This window comes from Flavobacterium hydatis, from assembly GCF_000737695.1.
In the GTDB taxonomy this organism is placed as follows: domain Bacteria; phylum Bacteroidota; class Bacteroidia; order Flavobacteriales; family Flavobacteriaceae; genus Flavobacterium; species Flavobacterium hydatis.
The window spans coordinates 34,783-52,632 of sequence record NZ_JPRM01000018.1; the positions used below are offsets into that span (position 1 = coordinate 34,783).

Consider the following 17,850-nt stretch of genomic DNA (forward strand, 5'->3'; position numbering starts at 1 on the left):
GATGAAATTCAAGATTTTTTTTATACTTTTTTTGTTTTGTGTGAAATCCTTTTCGCAAGAAAAAAACTTGCAATATTTTATCGAAAAAGGGCAGAAGAATTCGCCTTTGCTTAATGATTATCAAAACCAGATAAAGTCGGCTACGATTGATAGTCTGGTAAACAGAGCAACTTATAAACCTCAATTATCAGGAAATCTTAATGCGAGTTATGCGCCAATTATTAATGGGTATGGTTATGATACAGCTTTAAGCAACGGACAAACTGTTTCGGCACTTGTTGGTTTTAACCAAAAAATAATAGGAAAGAACAGGATTAGTTCGCAAGGAGAATCATTTAAGTTAATAAAAGACGCTTTGGTTTTGAACAGAAAGATTGCTATTAAAGATTTAAACAAAGCAATTACTGCACAATATATAACAGCATCTGGTACAGCGGTGCAAATTAAGTATTACCAAAAATTAACCTCACTATTAAAAGAGGAAGAAGCGGTTCTTAAAAAACTAGCACAAAACTCGATTTACAAGCAAACGGATTATTTAATCTTTAATGCTACGGTAAAACAACAGGAATTGGCCACTTTGCAGCTTAAACAACAATATCAGAATGACTTGGCTATGCTTAATTATCTTTCGGGCGAAACAGATACTAGTTTGGTAAATCTTCAATTTCCAGTAATTACAATTAATACATTAGAGGATAAGGGAGAAGTTTTCTTTCAGCAATTTAAAACCGATAGTTTAAAAGTTCAGAATGCAAATACATTGATTGATAATAATTATAAACCATCATTATCCTTACTTGGAGATGCGGGTTATAATTCGAGTTTTGCGTATCAGGCGTATAAAAATTTTGGAGTAGGTGTTGGTTTAGGATTATCAATTCCTATTTATGATGGGAATCAGAGGGATTTGCAACACCAAAAAAATGAAGCTGCTCTGGAAACTATCAAAGGATATAAAAGCAATTTTGAAAGGCAATATACGCAACAGCTTTTTATGCTTAACCAAAAGCTTAATCAGACTATTGAAACGGCCAATGTATTACATTCTCAACTTTTGGTTGCCGAAGCATTGATAGAAGCTAATAAGAAATTATTGCTAACGGGTGATGCTCAAATAACGGAGTATATTATTGCTTTGGGTAATCTTATTGCTATTCAGGATGGGATAGCACAGAATAATGTAAGCAAGCTACAAATTATCAATGAAATTAATTACTGGAAATCTAATGAATAGAAATATGCGAAACGCCTTTATATACCTCGTATTGCTCTCGGTTGTTTTTGTTTCTTGTAACAAAAAGACTGAAACAGAAAAACCTATAGAAACTAGTGTTCCTGTAACAATAACACATATTGATACAACTGCTATAGAAAGTTTTATTGATCTGAATGCAACAACAACCTATTTGATAAAAAACACCATAAAATCGAATGCAACGGGATATATAGAGCTTGTAAACGTAGTTTCTAACGATTATGTAAAGAACGGACAGGTTTTATTCTCGCTAAAAACCCGTGAAGCAAAAGTGCTGGGAAATACCATAAATAAAATTGATGCAAGTTTAAATTTTGGAAAGGCAATAGTACTCAGAGCAACTTCTGATGGATATGTAAATGCAGTAAATGTTCAAAAAGGAGATTATGTTCAGGACGGAGATCCATTGGCAGTAATTAATGATGCAAAGAGTTTTTCGATAGAATTGAGCCTTCCGTATGAACTCATAAAGTATGTTCCGATTAATAAAGTATTAAATGCTTTTTTGCCAGACGGCACAATTATTCCGACCAGAGTAGAGAAGTTTATGCCAACTGTAGATCCCGCCTCTCAGACTCAAAACGTGATTTTGAAATGTGTTAATAAGCAAAACATTCCAGAGAATCTGATAGTAAAAATAAGAATCGATAAAACCGTTGCCAAGAAAACAATAAGCCTACCAAAATCGGCTGTTTTAAGTGATGAAACCGAAACTGATTTTTGGATTATGAAGATGATAAATAATACCACTGCCGTAAGAGTTCCTATAAAAAAAGGAATTGAAGCAGGTAATAAAATTGAGATTTTATCGCCAAATCTTGAGTCTGGTGATAAGATTTTGCTAACGGGTAATTATGGTGTTGCCGATACAATAAAGGTTAAAATCTTAAATAAATAATTATTATGCTGCCTTTTTTTGCCAGACATAAAAACGGATTAAGTACTATAATCTTCCTGATTATTTTGGGAGGGATATTTTCGTATTCTAAAATTCAAACAGGATTATTCCCTGAAATTACGTTTCCGAAAATAAAAATTATTGCAGATGCTGGACAACAACCAGTAGATAAAATGATGATTACGGTTACTAAACCACTTGAAAATGCGGTTAAAAAAGTACAGGATTTAAAAACAGTAAGAAGCACAACTAGTAGAGGAAGTTGTGAGATATCGGCATTTATGAATGGTAATACCGATATCGATTTGAGTAAAACGAGAATCGAGGCACAAATAAATCAGATAAGAAACGATTTACCGCCAGATTTACAAGTTACGGTCGAAAAAATGAATCCTTCGATACTTCCTGTAATTGGTTATGCTATCGAAAGTAAAGATCGTTCGCCTATAGATTTAAAAAAAATAGCCAATTATACCGTAAAACCTTTTCTTTCTCAGATAGAAGGAATTAGTGAAGTAAGGATTGTAGGAGGAAAAGAAAAGGAATATTGGTTATCTCTCGATTTTGATAAAATGAGCGCTTTTGGCATTACGCCAGCCATGGTAACGCAGGTAATGAGCGAAACTAATTTTATAAAATCTAATGGGTATTTGTCTGATTATCATTATTTGTACCTTACTATTACCGATGCACAACTAGACAAAAAAGATGAACTAGAGAATCTTGTTATTCGTAATAACAGTAAAGGAATTGTAACGCTCAAAGATATTTGTACGGTCGAAATAAGAGAAGCCAAAGAATATATAAAGGTGAATGCAAATGGCAAGGAAAGTATTCTTGTAGCAGTGATAAAACAGCCAGACGCAAATCTTATTACGGTTTCGGACGCTATGAACGAGAAGCTAACAGAATTAAAAAAGATTCTGCCAAAAGATGTTATCATTAAACCCTTTTATGAGCAAGCTAATTTTGTTAACGACGCTGTTAAGAGCGTAACCGATAGTTTATTAATAGGACTATTTCTTGCCATCATTGTTGCTATTTTGTTCTTGAAATCGGTAAAAGCCAGCGCAACTATTTTAATTACAATTCCCGTAACGCTCGGATTAACATTAATTGTTTTGCACATAACAGGGCAAACATTTAATATTATGACACTTGGTGCTATTGCAGCAGCTTTAGGATTAATTATAGATGATGCTATTGTGGTTGTAGAGCAAATACACCGTACACATGAGGAACATCCCGGAGAACCTACAATTACGCTATTGCAAAAAGCTATAAATTATCTATTCCCAGCAATGTTAGGTTCATCGATAAGTACGATTGTAATTTTCTTTCCATTTGTGTTAATGAGTGGTGTAGCAGGTGCATATTTTAAAGTATTAACCGATACAATGATTATCACGCTTGTATGTTCATTTCTTGTTACATGGTTATTACTGCCAGTTATTTATTTGTTATTATCCAAAAAAGAATCTGTAGGTGTAGAGTCGACGGAATCTATTCATGAAGTTAAAACTCAAAATTGGGTTTCCTATTTTATTGGTAAACCTATTATAAGTTTTGTTTTTTGTTTTATCCTTATTTTATCGGGAGTTTTAATTCTGCCTAATCTGGAAACTGGTTTCTTGCCCGAAATGGATGAGGGAAGTATAGTTATGGATTATCAATCGCCTCCGGGAACATCGCTGGAAGAAACAGACAGAATGCTTAGAGAAGTCGAGAAGATAATAATAAAGAACCCAAATGTTCAGGCTTATAGCCGCCGTACAGGAACTCAGATGGGATTTTTTATTACCGAACCCAATAATGGCGATTACTTAATTCAGCTAAAAAAAGACAGAAATAAAACTAGTAATGAAGTCATAGACGAAATAAGAGCAGATGTAGAGCTAACTCAACCAGCTTTGCGTATCGATTTTGGACAAGTGATAGGGGATATGTTAGGAGATTTAATGAGTTCAGTTTCTCCTATCGAAGTTAAAATATTTGGTAGCAACCAAAAAGATTTACAAAGAATAGCGCATCAGGTTGCCAGTATTGTAGAAAAAACAAAAGGAACTGCCGATGTCTTTGACGGAAAAATTCTTGCTGGCCCAAGTATTAATATTGTACCCAATTATTCTAAATTGGCTCAATTTGGGATTACTCCAGCCGATTTACAGTTTCAGATGCAAACGGCTTTAGAAGGTAATGTTATAGGTGGCTTGCTAGAAAATGAACAAGTAACACCAATACGATTAATCTACAAAAGCTCTGAAAAAAGAAGTCTCGATGAGGTAAAAAGAACCCAATTGTTTTTGCCAAACGGTCAGTTTGTTCCTATTACAAGTTTAGTAACAATTACTGCAGAAAAAGGAAGCTCGGAGATAGAAAGAGAAAACCTTCAGATGATGAGTGTCGTTACCGGAAGACTAGACAATAAAGACTTAGGAACTGTAATGAAAGAAATACAGAGCAAAGTAACCAATGAAGTTAAACTTCCGCAGGGATATTATATTGAGTATGGAGGTGCTTACAAAGATCAGCAACAATCGTTTAAAGAATTATTACTGATTTTAATTACATCGTCATTTTTAGTTTTTGGTGTTATTCTGTTTCTTTTCAGAGATTTCAGAGCGGCATTAGTTATCCTTTTCATTTCGGTATTAGGAATTACAGGGAGTTATTTATTGCTCTTTATATCAAATGTTCCGCTGAATGTAGGGAGCTATACAGGAATAATCATGATAGTTGGAATAATTAGCGAAAACGCCATTTTTACCTTCTTGCAATTCAAGGAAACTTATAAACTCACAAAAGATATTAATAACTCCCTTGTTTATTCTATCTCTACAAGATTACGACCCAAATTAATGACGGCTATTGGGGCTATTATTGCTTTATTACCATTAGCAATAGGTATAGGAACAGGCTCAGAGTTGCACCAACCTCTTGCAATAGCAGTTATCGGGGGCTTTATTGTAGCATTGCCTTTATTGCTAATTGTATTACCTAGTTTGCTAGCGTTGATTTATAGAAACCCTAACCATCTTAAACATTTATCATGATATAAAATTACGCTTGTTTGTTACTCGTGTATTATTAACTTATAATTTTAAAAAAAATGCTAAAAATCATTCTATTTTCATTGTTGAGCGTTATAACTCTTAAAGCTCAAAATACTGTAAAAGATACCGTAACTGTGAAAAATGATACGGTTCAGAACTTAAAATTCAATTATAAACAACTAATCATTCCAGGTGTTTTAATTGGTTATGGGCTTATAGGGCTTGAAAGTGATTACCTAAAAGGTTTTAACTCCCAAATTCATGATGAAGTCAATGAGGATATTGATAGAAGAATAACTATTGATGATTTTTCTCAATATGCTCCGGCAGTTTCTGTTTATGCATTGAATGGGTTAGGTATTAAAGGAAAGAATAATTTAAAAGACAGGACAATAATCTTAGGAACATCTTATGTTATTATGACAGCAACCGTATTGGCTTTAAAATCTATTACAAAGGTTGAAAGACCAGACGGAAGTTCGAATAATTCATTTCCTTCGGGACATACAGCAACTGCTTTTGCGGGAGCCGAATTCTTGTATCAGGAATATAAGGATAAATCAATCTGGTACGGAATTGCTGGATATGCTGTAGCAACAGGAACAGGAATATTCAGGATGGTAAACGACAGACACTGGCTTACAGACGTTGCAGCAGGAGCAGGAATAGGTATCCTGAGTACAAAAATAGCATATTGGGTAAGTCCTTATGTAACTAAGAAAATTTTTGGCGAAAGAGAAAAAAGAGTTACTTCGGTAATTACACCTTTTTATAATGGTAACCAAATAGGATTTGGGTTTGCAATGGGGTTTTAAGACATAGATTTATTTAAAGCCATATAAGTAATTTAAGGAAATATAAGTTTTTGCAAAAGCATTATTTAAATGGACTTACATAACTTATATGGTTAACTTTTTGACCTAGTTTTATGAGTTTATGATTCTTATAAAAAATTAATGCAAAAATAGCGCGGCTCTATTTTTGCATTTTTCTCAATCTACTGGTTTTCTGGTCTATTATGAGGTTAAATTTGTTTCCGTTTTTTCTAAATCAGATTTAAGATCATCCTAAATAAGACTGTAATTACTGTTACAAGCATACTGATTGGGATTATGAAATATGGGAATTATCTAACAAAAATATCTAGTTGGATCTTTCTAAAATTGTAAAAATGTAACCCTAAGTAATTATATATACAACCAATTAATATTTCCGTCTTCATGAGCCGTTATTCTGTTGAAGAATGACTTAGGAGTAAAGCCAGTTATAGATTTAAAATCTTTGATAAGATGCGATTGGTCAAAAAAATCAAGCTGATAAGTCATATCCGAAAAATTATTCTTTGTACGCATATTCATTTGTTGGTGCATTGCCTGTCGAAACCTTATAATTTTGCGGAGTTCAGATGGTGTTTTGCCAATATGTATTTCAAAATGTTTACATAATGTTTTGCGGCTTATTTTGTATTTATCGGCAAGATCTTTAATTGTATAATTCCCTTCAGTATTCTGCATATCTTTAAGGATTGACCCTAAAAAAGGGTGACTAAATCCTTTGAATTTACTAATGAAATACTGCTCTAATTTTTTTATTTTCTCTTCTGCCAAAACAGTATTCATAATATCCGACATCGATGCACTAAAATCACTAAAAGGATTAAAGTAAGAGAACGATTTTCCGTTATAAAAGTTGAGGTTTTTTTCTAAAAAAGCATTTAAACCTAATGGCTTAAAGCTAATCGTAATTTCATGAATATATCCCGGAATGTTAATTTCTATAGGTTTTGTATACCCACATATAAGCGTGGCTAATAGCGTATTATTGATATTTTTACCAACGGTTAGTTTATTCTTTTCGAATATAAATTCAGGAAATTGATTAATTGAAACTATAGAGTTTACGTAAGGAAATGTATAATAGCTTACGTTTTCTGTATCTGGACTTTTCTTGAGGATATAAAAATAATCGATATAGTTTTGCAATAATTTACTTTGAGGAATGAAAAGTTTCAGATCCATAATTGCAATGAAATAATAATTGGTTATAAGTTGATTTAGCTTTCAAATATAATGAAAAAAGCAGAGCATATTTTTTTTGTTTTTAATCATTTGATTAAATCTAATGTTTAAATAAAAAAATATTTTTATCTTTATACAACATTCGCAAAATTATGGCATCAAAAAGTAAAGACGCAAGCACAGAAGAAAAAATCAAAGAGGCAGCAAGAATAGTATTTACCCAAAAAGGATATTCGGCTACACGTACTCGTGATATAGCCGAAGAAGCAGGGATAAATCTGGCGCTTTTAAATTATTATTTTAGAAGCAAAGAGAAACTTTTTGAACTTGTAATGGCAGAAAAAGTAGGGGAGTTATTTGGCGTAATTGCTCCTATTGTAAATAACGAGAAAACATCTCTTGACGAAAAAGTTATCCTAATTGTCGATGCATATATTACAATGTTAAGTCAAAATCCTGGTTTGCCTTTATTTGTTTTAAGTGAGATAAGAAACAATCCAGAGCATTTTGGAAACAGAATGCAAGGGGGAAGATTACTGACAGAATCTTTCTTTGTAAAGCAACTTGTTGAAAAAAAAGCAGACATACATCCTTTACATTTTGTTGTAAACATCTTATCGATGTCGATTTTTCCGTTTATAGCAAAACCAGTTTTGGAGTCAGCAGGAGTTATGACAGTTAACGAATTAAGAGATTTTACAGAAGAAAGAAAAATATTGATCGTAAAATGGTTTAAAGCTATGATAGATTCGTAGCTATTTTTTTGACTCAATTTTAATAAGATGAATAGAATGAAATAATAAATATTAAAATTTTGAATATGAAAAGGTTAATTATAGTTATACTGGTTTTTTTTCCTGTATTTCATTTTTATGCACAGCAAAACGATAAGTTATTACGACTTCAGGATTGTTATGCATTGGCAGAAGAAAATTATCCATTATCCAAAAAAAGAGATTTGATTGCAAAAAGCAGCGAATTTACGATTGATAATATTGCTAAAGGATATTATCCTCGATTTGATGTTTTTGGTCAGGCAACCTACCAATCAGATGTTACAAAACTCCCCATTAGTTTGCCGGGTATTGATGCTCCAATTTTAAATAAAGATCAATATCGCGCTTACGCAGAAGTAAATCAGCTAGTTTATGATGGCGGAGCTTTAAAACAACAAAAAGAAATTGTCGAGAAACAAACTAAAGTTTCAGAACAACAGCTCAAAGTCGATTTATATGCTGTAAAGCAACGTATAACCGAACTTTATTTTGGAATATTAGTTTTTGATGAACAATTGAACCAGAATGATTTACTCAAGAACGATATTAATATAGGTATTAAAACTGTACAGGCACAACTTGTTAACGGAACAGCTTACAGAAGTAGTCTTGATTTGCTTAAAGCAGAATATTTAAAAGTAGATCAAATGGCAATAGGGATTCGCAATTACAAAAAAGCCTATCTCGATATGCTCGGACTTTTTATCAATTTAGCATTAACTCCAAACACACAATTAGAAACTCCCGAAAACATTGTGAATTCAATCGAAATAAATCGACCTGAACTTGAACTTTTTAAATACAGAAACGAAAGTTTAGAGTTAGGAAAAAAGACAATTGAGATTGGAAATTTACCTAAGTTTAATTTTTTCCTACAAGGAGGTTATGGTAATCCGGGACTTAATATGCTGCAAGTGGGTTGGGAATCGTATTATATTGGCGGTGTACGACTCAATTGGTCTTTGACAGGTTTATATACAGATAAAAAGCAAAAACAAATTATAGATATTAATAAAGAACAACTAGAAGTAGATAAAGAAGTTTTCCTTTTTAATACCAATCAATCCATTAAACAACAAAGCGCAGAGATAACCAAGTTAGAAGAATATCTAGTTTCGGATAATGAGATTATAAGGCTTAGAAATAATGTAAAAAAAGCAGCTTTGGCTCAATTAGATAATGGAGTAATTGATTCCAGCGATTATTTGCGTGAGGTAAATGAAGAAAATGCTGCAACGCAAAATAAAATTATTCATGAAACAGATTTGCTTTTGGCAAAATACAGACAAAAATTAATAACTGGTAATTAATCATAAAGATGAAAAAAATAGTATTTATAATAATAGCAGCCTTCTCAATTTCATGTTCTAGTACTAAAGATGAATTTGATGCAACAGGAACTTTTGAAGCCGTAGAAACTATTATTCCTGCCGAAGCTACAGGAATAATCAAAGATTTAAAAGTCGAAGAAGGAAATGCTCTAAAAGAAGGTCAGGTTGTAGGTTATATCGATACCATACAACTTTCGCTTAAGCGAGAACAATTAATAGCACAAATTAAAGCAACACAAAGCAAAAAGCCAGATATTAATTCGCAATTAGATGTATATAGAGAACAACTAAAACAAGCTAAGATAGACGAACAGCGTATGCAGAATTTGGTTAAAGCAGATGCTGCAACACGTAAACAACTAGATGATGCAACGACCAAAGTAGCAGTAATTCAGAAACAAATTAATGCATTACAAAAACAATTGGATATTAATACCACAGGAATTGATGATGAAACTCAGACGTTAAAAGTTCAGGTGAGCCAGATAAAAGACCAATTAGCCAAATCTAAAATTGTAAACAAAACCAACGGAACTGTATTAACAAAATATGCCGAGATAGGAGAGATGGCAACTATTGGTAAACCATTGTATAAAATTGCAGATTTATCTACAATAATTCTGAGAGTTTATATTACGGGAGATCAATTGCCAGGTGTAAAACTAAATGATAAAGTAAAAGTTTTTGTAGATGCAACAAATAAAACCTATAAAGAATATAGCGGTATTATAGAATGGATTAGTGATAAAGCCGAGTTTACACCAAAAACAATCCAGACTAAAGACGAACGTGCTAATCTTGTTTATGCTGTAAAGGTGAGAGTGAAGAATGACGGATATCTAAAAATAGGCATGTATGGCGAAATAAAACTTTCAAAATAATGGAATCTGTAATTGTAAAAAATATTACAAAAACGTACGGAAAAGAAAAAAAAATAGCCGTAGATAATGTTTCATTTTCTGTAAACAAAGGGGAACTTTTTGGATTAATAGGACCTGATGGTGCCGGAAAAACCAGTATTTTCAGAATCATGACTACGCTTTTATTGGCAGATAATGGTTCCGTTTCTATTGATGGGCTTGATGTGGTAAAAGATTTTAAATCAATAAGAAATACAATTGGTTATATGCCCGGAAAATTCTCTTTATATCAGGATTTAACCGTTGAGGAAAACCTAAATTTTTTCGCCACATTATTCGGAACCACGATTCAGGAAAATTATGATCTGATAAAAGAGATTTATGTTCAAATCGAACCTTTTAAAACCCGAAGAGCAGGGAAATTATCAGGCGGAATGAAACAAAAGCTGGCTTTGTGCTGTGCTTTAATTCATAAACCAAATGTTTTGTTTCTGGATGAACCCACAACAGGAGTTGATCCCGTATCTAGAAAAGAATTTTGGGAAATGCTGAAAAAATTAAAACAACAGGATATAACGATAATAGTTTCTACGCCTTATATGGACGAAGCTAATCTTTGCGATCGCATTGCTTTGATTCAGGACGGAAAAATACTTTCTATCGATACCCCAGAGAAAATAATCGAGAATTATCCTGATGCGCTTTTTGCCATTAAAGCTGATAAAATGTATCCGCTTTTGCAAGCTTTGGCATTATATCCTAACCGATTAACAAGTTATGCTTTTGGAGAATTTGCTCATTTTTCTTTTCAGGGAAAACCAAATCAATCAGATTTATTGCAGTTTCTGGAAAACAAAGGAATTAAAAACATAGAGATAAAAGAAGCAGCCGTAACGATTGAAGATAGTTTTATTAAATTATTGAGTTGAGAATTTGCCTAACGTCAAGCTTTGTCAAAGTTCAAAACTTTGACAAAGCTTAATCCAACGGTTAAAAAACATTTTATGAGCGAAAAAGTAATTTCATGTAAAGGATTAACCAAGCGATTTGGAGATTTTATCGCCGTAGATTCAATCACTTTTGAGGTTGAAAAAGGGGAAATTTTCGGTTTTTTGGGTGCAAATGGAGCAGGGAAAACTACAGCGATGCGAATGTTGTGTGGTTTGTCTATTCCAACATCTGGCGAAGCAAAAATTGCTGGTTTTGATGTATATAAAGAAACCGAGAAAATAAAGAAAAGTATAGGATATATGAGCCAGAAATTCTCCTTGTATGATGATTTAACCGTACAGGAAAATATTACTTTTTTTGCTGGAATTTATGGGTTGGGCGACAAAGCCATTAAAGAGAATAGTGCTGCACTTTTAAAACAATTAGGCATGGAAGATCAGGCTAACAAAAGAGTTAGTTCGCTCCCGTTAGGATGGAAACAAAAACTAGCATTTTCGACAGCTATAATCCATAAACCCGAAATTGTATTTCTTGATGAACCAACTGGAGGTGTAGATCCTGTAACGCGCAGACAATTCTGGGATTTAATTTATGAAGCATCAGGAAACGGAATCACCATTTTTGTAACCACACATTATATGGACGAAGCCGAATATTGTAATCGGGTTTCGATCATGGTCGATGGCAGGGTAGAAGCACTAGACACGCCAACTAATTTAAAAAAGCAATTTGGTGTAGAAACGATGGATGAGGTGTTTTATCATCTTGCCAGAGAAGCAAAACGAGGAGAATAGAATACCTGTTAGGATAACAATAGTTTTAAGAAAATATAATCTGAATATGAAACAGTTTTTAACATTCGTAAAAAAGGAATTTTTGCACGTACTGCGTGACAGGAAAACATTACTGATTCTATTTGGGATGCCAGTTGTACAGATTCTTATTTTTGGTTTTGCATTGACAAATGAAGTGAAAAACTCCAAAATTGTAGTGGTAGATTATGCTAAAGATATTGCTTCGCAGAAAATAATTGCTAAAATAGAAGCCAGTCGATATTTTGAAATTACAAAAAGCCTTGCAGGAAGTAAGGAACTCGAAGCAGCATTTAAAAGTGGCGATATAAAAATGGCAATTGTATTTCCAGAAGGATTTAACAATCAATTATTACATCAGAATAAAGCACAAATTCAGGTTATAGCAGATGCATCAGACCCAAATAATGCCACAACATTAACCAATTATGTTTCGTCGATTATAAACGATTATCAGGCACAATTAAATCAAACAAATCCTATTCCGTATCAAATTAAACCCGAAGTAAAAATGCTGTATAATCCGCAGCTAAAAGGAGCTCCAAATTTTGTTCCAGGAGTTATGGCTTTGGTTTTAATGTTGGTTTGCGTTATGATGACTGCAATTTCTATAGTAAAAGAAAAAGAAATGGGTACAATGGAAATTCTTTTGGTTTCGCCATTTAAACCCATTATGGTAATACTTTCTAAAGCAGTTCCTTATTTGTTACTTTCGATGATAAATGTAGTTTCTATTTTGTTGTTAAGCGTCTTTGTTCTCGATTTACCAATTGCGGGAAGTATACTTTTGCTTTTTGCCGAGAGCACTTTATTCATTATAACCTGCTTGACATTAGGAATTTTTATTTCGGTTAAAACCGATTCACAACAAACCGCAATGCTCATTTCGTTATTAGGAATGCTTTTGCCAACATTACTTTTTAGCGGATTTATGTTTCCTATAGAGAATATGCCACTTCCGTTGCAATGGTTTTCAAATATTGTACCTTCTAAATGGTATTATATCATCGTAAAGGGAATTATGATAAAAGGATTGGGATTTTCGTATGTATGGAAAGAGACTTTAATTCTTCTCGGAATTACTGTTTTCTTATTGATAATAAGCCTAAAAAGCTTTAAAATACGTTTGTCATGAGAATCATCAAATTTTTGCTCATAAAAGAGTTCAAACAGATATTTCGTAATCGTGCTATTTTAGCTGTTATTATGGTAATGCCCGTTATGCAACTTATTATTTTGCCACTTGCCGCTAATTATGAAATTAAAAATATTAATCTGGCAGTTGTCGATAATGATCGTTCGGACTATTCCAGAGATTTAATTAATCATGTAGTTGCTTCGGGATATTTTAAATTAAGAAGCTATAATGATTCCTATAAACAGGCTTTTACACAAATAGAAGATGACAATGCCGATTTAATTCTGGAAATTCCTCGTGGATTTGAGCAGGATTTAATACGCGAGAATAAACAACAGCTTTTTATTGGCGTAAATGCCATAAACGGAACAAAAGCGGGTTTAGGAGCTGGATATATTAATGATATTATAAGAGAATATAATAACGGAATACGAAAAAAGTTGAATGTTCCTGGAAGTTTTAATGCCATTCCTGTAATAGAAATTACATCATCAAACTGGTACAATGTGCATTTAAATTACAGACTATTTATGGTTCCCGGAATCTTAGCTATTCTTGTTACGCTTGTAGGAGGTTTTCTTTCGGCATTAAATATCGTAAAAGAAAAAGAAGCTGGAACTATTGAGCAAATCAATGTTTCTCCTGTCAAAAAATATCATTTTATTTTAGGAAAATTAATTCCGTTCTGGATTTTGGGTAATGTAGTTTTTACGCTGGGATTATTGGTAGGTTGGATTTTTTACGGAATTGTTCCTTTAGGAAATATAGCTGTTTTGTATGCTTTTGTATCGGTTTATCTTTTGGCCATTTTAGGTTTTGGTTTATTAATTTCGACTATATGCGAAACCCAGCAACAAGCTATGTTAATCATGTTCTTTTTTGTAATGATATTTGTTTTAATGGGAGGATTATTTACACCAATAGATAGTATGCCAGATTGGGCAAAAACAGCTTCGAAGTTTAACCCGATAAGTTATTTTATCGATGTAATGCGAATGGTTATTATAAAAGGAAGCGGGTTTAGAGATATCCAGAAACACATTTTAATTATAATCGGGTTTGCCGTTGTACTAAACACTGCAGCTATTTTTAATTATAGAAAAACTTCTTAAAGCAAAAAAAATCTATTACAAAGTCTTAAACTTTATAATAGATTTTATTGAGATAATATAAGCTATTTTAGTGTTTATACTTAATTTTCTAGTCAGTAATAACAGTAAGCCCGTTTTTAATGATAGATACTTTAATACTATTGGTTTTAATAGTATAAGATTCACCATCTATTTGCGCATCCAGAGATGTTGCCGTAGGAACCTCTATAGTTAAGTCTTGTATTAATGTATGTTGGGCTTTTTTAAATTTTTCGACAGTATTACGTAATACATGATATCCAAGTGTCATTTTTTCTAGAAATGATAATTGCGGAACCACAATCATATCCAACCAGCCGTCATTAAGACTTGCCTTTGGCGTTAAGCTCATATTATAACCCATCTCGTTAGAGTTTGAAATAAATAGTAAAAACGGGTTGGCAATTATCTCTTTATTATCAAAAGATAGTTTTGTTTCCTGTGTTTTAAATTCAAAACTAGACGATAATGCCGCTTTTACATAAGCAATAAGCGTACGTTTTCCTGATTGCTCATATTTTTTTATAATCATCGAATCTATTCCGATTCCTGTATTACTAAAGAAATAATGCTCATTTATTTTACCTACATCTATAGTCGAAACGGTTCCTTTGCGAATGATTTCGATTGCTTTTTCAAATTTTCTTGGAATATTTAAGTTAGATGCCAAGCCATTTCCTGAACCAACAGGTATAATTCCTAATTTTATAGTAGTACCAATAAGGCAAGAAGCAACTTCGTTTATAGTACCATCACCACCACAAGCCACAATATAGTTTGGATTATTGGCTACAGCCGCTTTCGTTAGTTCGATAGCATGTTTCTTGCGGTTTGTATAATCAATTTCGATTTTAAATTCAGAAGCAGGGAAAGAATTTCTTAAAAAAGCTTCTGTAATATTGTGTTTACCATTGCCTGAAATTGGGTTAACTATAAAGTGGATATATGTCATTATTTATTTTAATTTTTTTGTAAAAAAACAGTCTGCAATCTAGCATTTTTATATAAAATGGTAAATCAAATTTTGAATTATAATTTTAAAATTTATAGCTGTAACCAAATCGTACTACTTGTGTTTCGTAGTAGTCCCTGCTGTTATAACTAAAACCATCACCTTGAATCTCTTTTTTGATTACAAGCGTATTTAAGATATCTGTTGCATTAAGAAAAACTTCGCCTTTTCCTTTTTGAACCGTCTTTTTAACTCCTAAATCTATAGAGAAACGAGAATTTATCTTTCCTTGCGGAATGATATCAGGGGCCAAATATACGGCAGATAATTGACCACTCATGGTTTTATTTAACTGAAAAGTATTATTCCACTTTACATTTCCAGAAATAATCTGTTGTCTTTTGCCAAAATAGGTCGTTGGTACAGGATATAAATTGGTTACAGTAAATGCTTCAATATCGTTTTGATAAGCGTTTCCGTTTAAGTTAAAAGTATACCAAGAGTTAACTTCTTTAGAATATACTACTTCAATTCCTGTTGATGAACTTCTGCCTGCATTCTGGAAAACATTATAAATAAGGTTACTATCTGGCACAGTGGTGGCAATACGGCTAATAGTACCGTTTACAAAACGATGATAAAGTGATGTAAACAAGTAACCTTTATTAATGGTTGCTTTATATCCTAGCTCAAAAGCACTTGTAAATTGTGGTTTTAGCGCAGGATTCCCCACTTTTATAATTTCGGCATCGTCGTATTTAGGAAAAATTCTAATATCTACTTCACTTGGTCTGTCGACTCTACGATTATAAAAAGCGGTTAATTTATTCTTGTCATTTATTTTATAACCAAATCGTAGGCTAGGGAAGGGTTGTGTATAATCGTATCCATCGCTTTTGTAAGTAGGATGATTGGGGTTTACGTCATATTGTAACTTAACGTATTCTACACGAAGACCAACTTCGGCTTCAATTTTATTATTCTCGAATATATAGTTTCCGTACAATGCAGGAATAATTTCTTTGTACGTTGCCCAGCCACCAGCATCTGGATCTAGTGGAGAATTTACACCAGGATAAAATTGCATATTGGTAGGGATTTCTCTGTTTCGGAATTTTAGTCCAGTTTCAAAACGACCATATTTTAATGGCTGAATATAATCAACATTAATATCGATTACTTTTTCATCAGATAAGAGTTTAAAAGAATCTTTTCCTGTAAAGGTGGGCATAATATTATCAAAGAAATATTTCTCGTCTTCTCTATGATAAGTATAATTTATTCCTGCGTTTAATTTATGACCAGCTTCTTTAAACTTATGTTGGTAAGATGCCGATACCATTGCGGTTGTTTTTAACTCATCTTCTAGAAATTGCCATAGGCGTAAACGTTGCGAATAGTCTTGGTTAAAAAAAGGTTCATCGCCATTATCGATAATCTTTTCGCTCCCAAACATACCCGATATAGCAAATGTATTTTGCTCATTATAGTTCCAGTCCAATCCTATTTTAATAGTGGTAAAATGAGTATCACGATTTCTTTTTGTTTGCTGGTTTATAACTGTACCATCATCATAAGTTCGGGTTACAAACTCATTTTTATTAAGTGTTTCGGTATATAAATAATCAGCTTGCAAATAAGCGTTTATTTTGTTCTTTCGATAGTTTAGCGATAGCGAAGGATTAATCTTTGGCGTAACCTGGTATTGAGGCCTTATGGTTGGCAAATTGGCTTTGCGTTCCCATAAAGAACCATATCCAGATGCAATACCTACTTTACCATTAAAACCTTCTTGTTTATTTTTTTTGTAAATGATATTAATGATTCCTCCATTACCATTTGCATCAAATTTAGCCGAAGGATTATTTATAATCTCTATTTTTTCGATTGCCGATGCAGGAATGTTATCCAATCCCGATTGATTACCAAAACCAGTTAATGCCGTTTGCTTCCCATCTATAAGAACCATTACTTTGTCATTACCTCTCAATTGTACTTTTCCGTCTTGTACTGTAACACCGGGAAGACTTTGCATAGATTGCAAAACCGAACCACCACTTTGGGTAATATTATCGGCTACCGAGAATACTTTTTTATCCATCTTAGCTGATACTTCATCCGTTTTAGATGTGGCAATAATCACCTCATTAAGCGTGTTTATATCTTCTTCGAGTTCAATATTTGGCACAACCAAAAATTCCGATAACGAGCCTACAAATAAAGATTGTGTTTTGGTTTTATATCCTATAAAAGTAATTTCTAGTGTATAATTGCCAGAGGAAACATTCGAAAACGTAAAACGACCTTCGTCATTACTAACTGTTCCTGCAACGAACGCCTGATTTTTGGATGATTTTAAAACAATATTTACATAAGGAATAGATGTTTTTAAACCCTTATCCTTGATTATTCCAGATATGGTGACCGTCTTGGTCTGTGCAGTTGCCTTTGAAACTATAAGCATAGCCAAAGTAAGTAACATAATTATTCTTGCTTTCATATTATATTTTGTTCAGTGATTTGTTGCCTAAAAAATAGGCAAATGGATTCCTTTGCTAGTTATAGGCGATTACACTATATAGCATTTGTAAATTCTTTTTAAAATGTGTTTCAGCTAAAAAAATGTATCTGTATTTTGGGATTTTGATACAATCTTTATATGAAAGGTGTAGG

At 32.7% G+C, this 17,850-nt stretch carries 14 protein-coding genes; 11 read left to right on the plus strand and 3 right to left on the minus strand.

From position 1 onward, the window contains the following. The first annotated feature begins 1 nt into the window (after window position 1). Genes IW20_RS12565 through IW20_RS12580 form a run of 4 tightly spaced genes read left to right on the plus strand, consistent with a single transcriptional unit; the run spans window position 2 to window position 6,024 of the window. Window positions 2-1,237 carry a TolC family protein gene (locus IW20_RS12565; RefSeq protein WP_051885732.1) on the plus strand — a complete coding sequence of 412 codons (1,236 nt, stop codon included), beginning with the start codon at window positions 2-4 and terminating at the stop codon, window positions 1,235-1,237. After that, window positions 1,206-2,156 (plus strand): efflux RND transporter periplasmic adaptor subunit, encoded by a 951-nt coding sequence (locus IW20_RS12570; protein WP_051885733.1) that lies wholly within the window; start codon window positions 1,206-1,208, stop codon window positions 2,154-2,156. The genes IW20_RS12565 and IW20_RS12570 overlap by 32 nt, the downstream gene beginning before the upstream one ends. A 5-nt stretch (window positions 2,157-2,161) precedes the next feature. Further along, entirely contained in the window at window positions 2,162-5,209 is a 3,048-nt protein-coding gene (locus tag IW20_RS12575) for an efflux RND transporter permease subunit (RefSeq protein ID WP_035622750.1), read from the plus strand. A 56-nt stretch (window positions 5,210-5,265) separates the two neighbouring features. Next, on the plus strand, window positions 5,266-6,024 hold the full coding sequence (locus tag IW20_RS12580; protein WP_035622751.1) for a phosphatase PAP2 family protein: 759 nt from the start codon (window positions 5,266-5,268) through the stop codon (window positions 6,022-6,024). 372 nt (window positions 6,025-6,396) lie between these two features. Here the strand turns inward: IW20_RS12580 and IW20_RS12585 are convergent, their stop codons facing one another. Further along, the gene (locus tag IW20_RS12585) at window positions 6,397-7,227 is read right to left on the minus strand and encodes a helix-turn-helix domain-containing protein (protein WP_035622754.1); all 831 of its coding nucleotides are present in this window, start codon (window positions 7,225-7,227) and stop codon (window positions 6,397-6,399) included. Window positions 7,228-7,379: 152 nt separating this feature from the next. Between IW20_RS12585 and IW20_RS12590 the strand changes: the two genes are divergently transcribed. The 7 genes from IW20_RS12590 (at window position 7,380) to IW20_RS12620 (ending at window position 14,207) form a co-directional block, all read left to right on the plus strand. Continuing rightward, entirely contained in the window at window positions 7,380-7,982 is a 603-nt protein-coding gene (locus IW20_RS12590) for a TetR/AcrR family transcriptional regulator (protein WP_035622757.1), read from the plus strand. A gap of 65 nt (window positions 7,983-8,047) precedes the next feature. Next, window positions 8,048-9,313, plus strand: coding sequence for a TolC family protein (locus IW20_RS12595; RefSeq protein WP_035622760.1), 1,266 nt, complete (start codon window positions 8,048-8,050; stop codon window positions 9,311-9,313). An 8-nt stretch (window positions 9,314-9,321) separates the two neighbouring features. Beyond that, window positions 9,322-10,215: an HlyD family secretion protein gene (locus IW20_RS12600; RefSeq protein ID WP_035622763.1), complete on the plus strand. Its 894-nt coding sequence runs from the start codon at window positions 9,322-9,324 to the stop codon at window positions 10,213-10,215. Then, a complete protein-coding gene (locus IW20_RS12605) occupies window positions 10,215-11,123 on the plus strand; it encodes an ABC transporter ATP-binding protein (RefSeq protein ID WP_035622765.1) in 909 nt (302 codons plus the stop codon). Before IW20_RS12600 ends, IW20_RS12605 begins: the two co-directional genes overlap by 1 nt. 75 nt (window positions 11,124-11,198) lie before the next feature. After that, entirely contained in the window at window positions 11,199-11,939 is a 741-nt protein-coding gene (locus tag IW20_RS12610; protein ID WP_081912482.1) for an ABC transporter ATP-binding protein, read from the plus strand. Window positions 11,940-11,985: 46 nt separating this feature from the next. After that, window positions 11,986-13,092 carry an ABC transporter permease gene (locus IW20_RS12615; protein ID WP_035622768.1) on the plus strand — a complete coding sequence of 369 codons (1,107 nt, stop codon included), beginning with the start codon at window positions 11,986-11,988 and terminating at the stop codon, window positions 13,090-13,092. Beyond that, window positions 13,089-14,207: an ABC transporter permease gene (locus IW20_RS12620; protein ID WP_035622771.1), complete on the plus strand. Its 1,119-nt coding sequence runs from the start codon at window positions 13,089-13,091 to the stop codon at window positions 14,205-14,207. The genes IW20_RS12615 and IW20_RS12620 overlap by 4 nt, the downstream gene beginning before the upstream one ends. An 88-nt stretch (window positions 14,208-14,295) precedes the next feature. Here the strand turns inward: IW20_RS12620 and IW20_RS12625 are convergent, their stop codons facing one another. Together IW20_RS12625 and IW20_RS12630 are read right to left on the minus strand one after the other, a co-directional pair. Further along, the gene (locus IW20_RS12625) at window positions 14,296-15,177 is read right to left on the minus strand and encodes a diacylglycerol/lipid kinase family protein (RefSeq protein WP_035622774.1); all 882 of its coding nucleotides are present in this window, start codon (window positions 15,175-15,177) and stop codon (window positions 14,296-14,298) included. Between the two features lie 85 nt (window positions 15,178-15,262). Beyond that, window positions 15,263-17,677: an outer membrane beta-barrel family protein gene (locus IW20_RS12630; protein ID WP_035622777.1), complete on the minus strand. Its 2,415-nt coding sequence runs from the start codon at window positions 17,675-17,677 to the stop codon at window positions 15,263-15,265. Window positions 17,678-17,850: the final 173 nt, after the last annotated feature.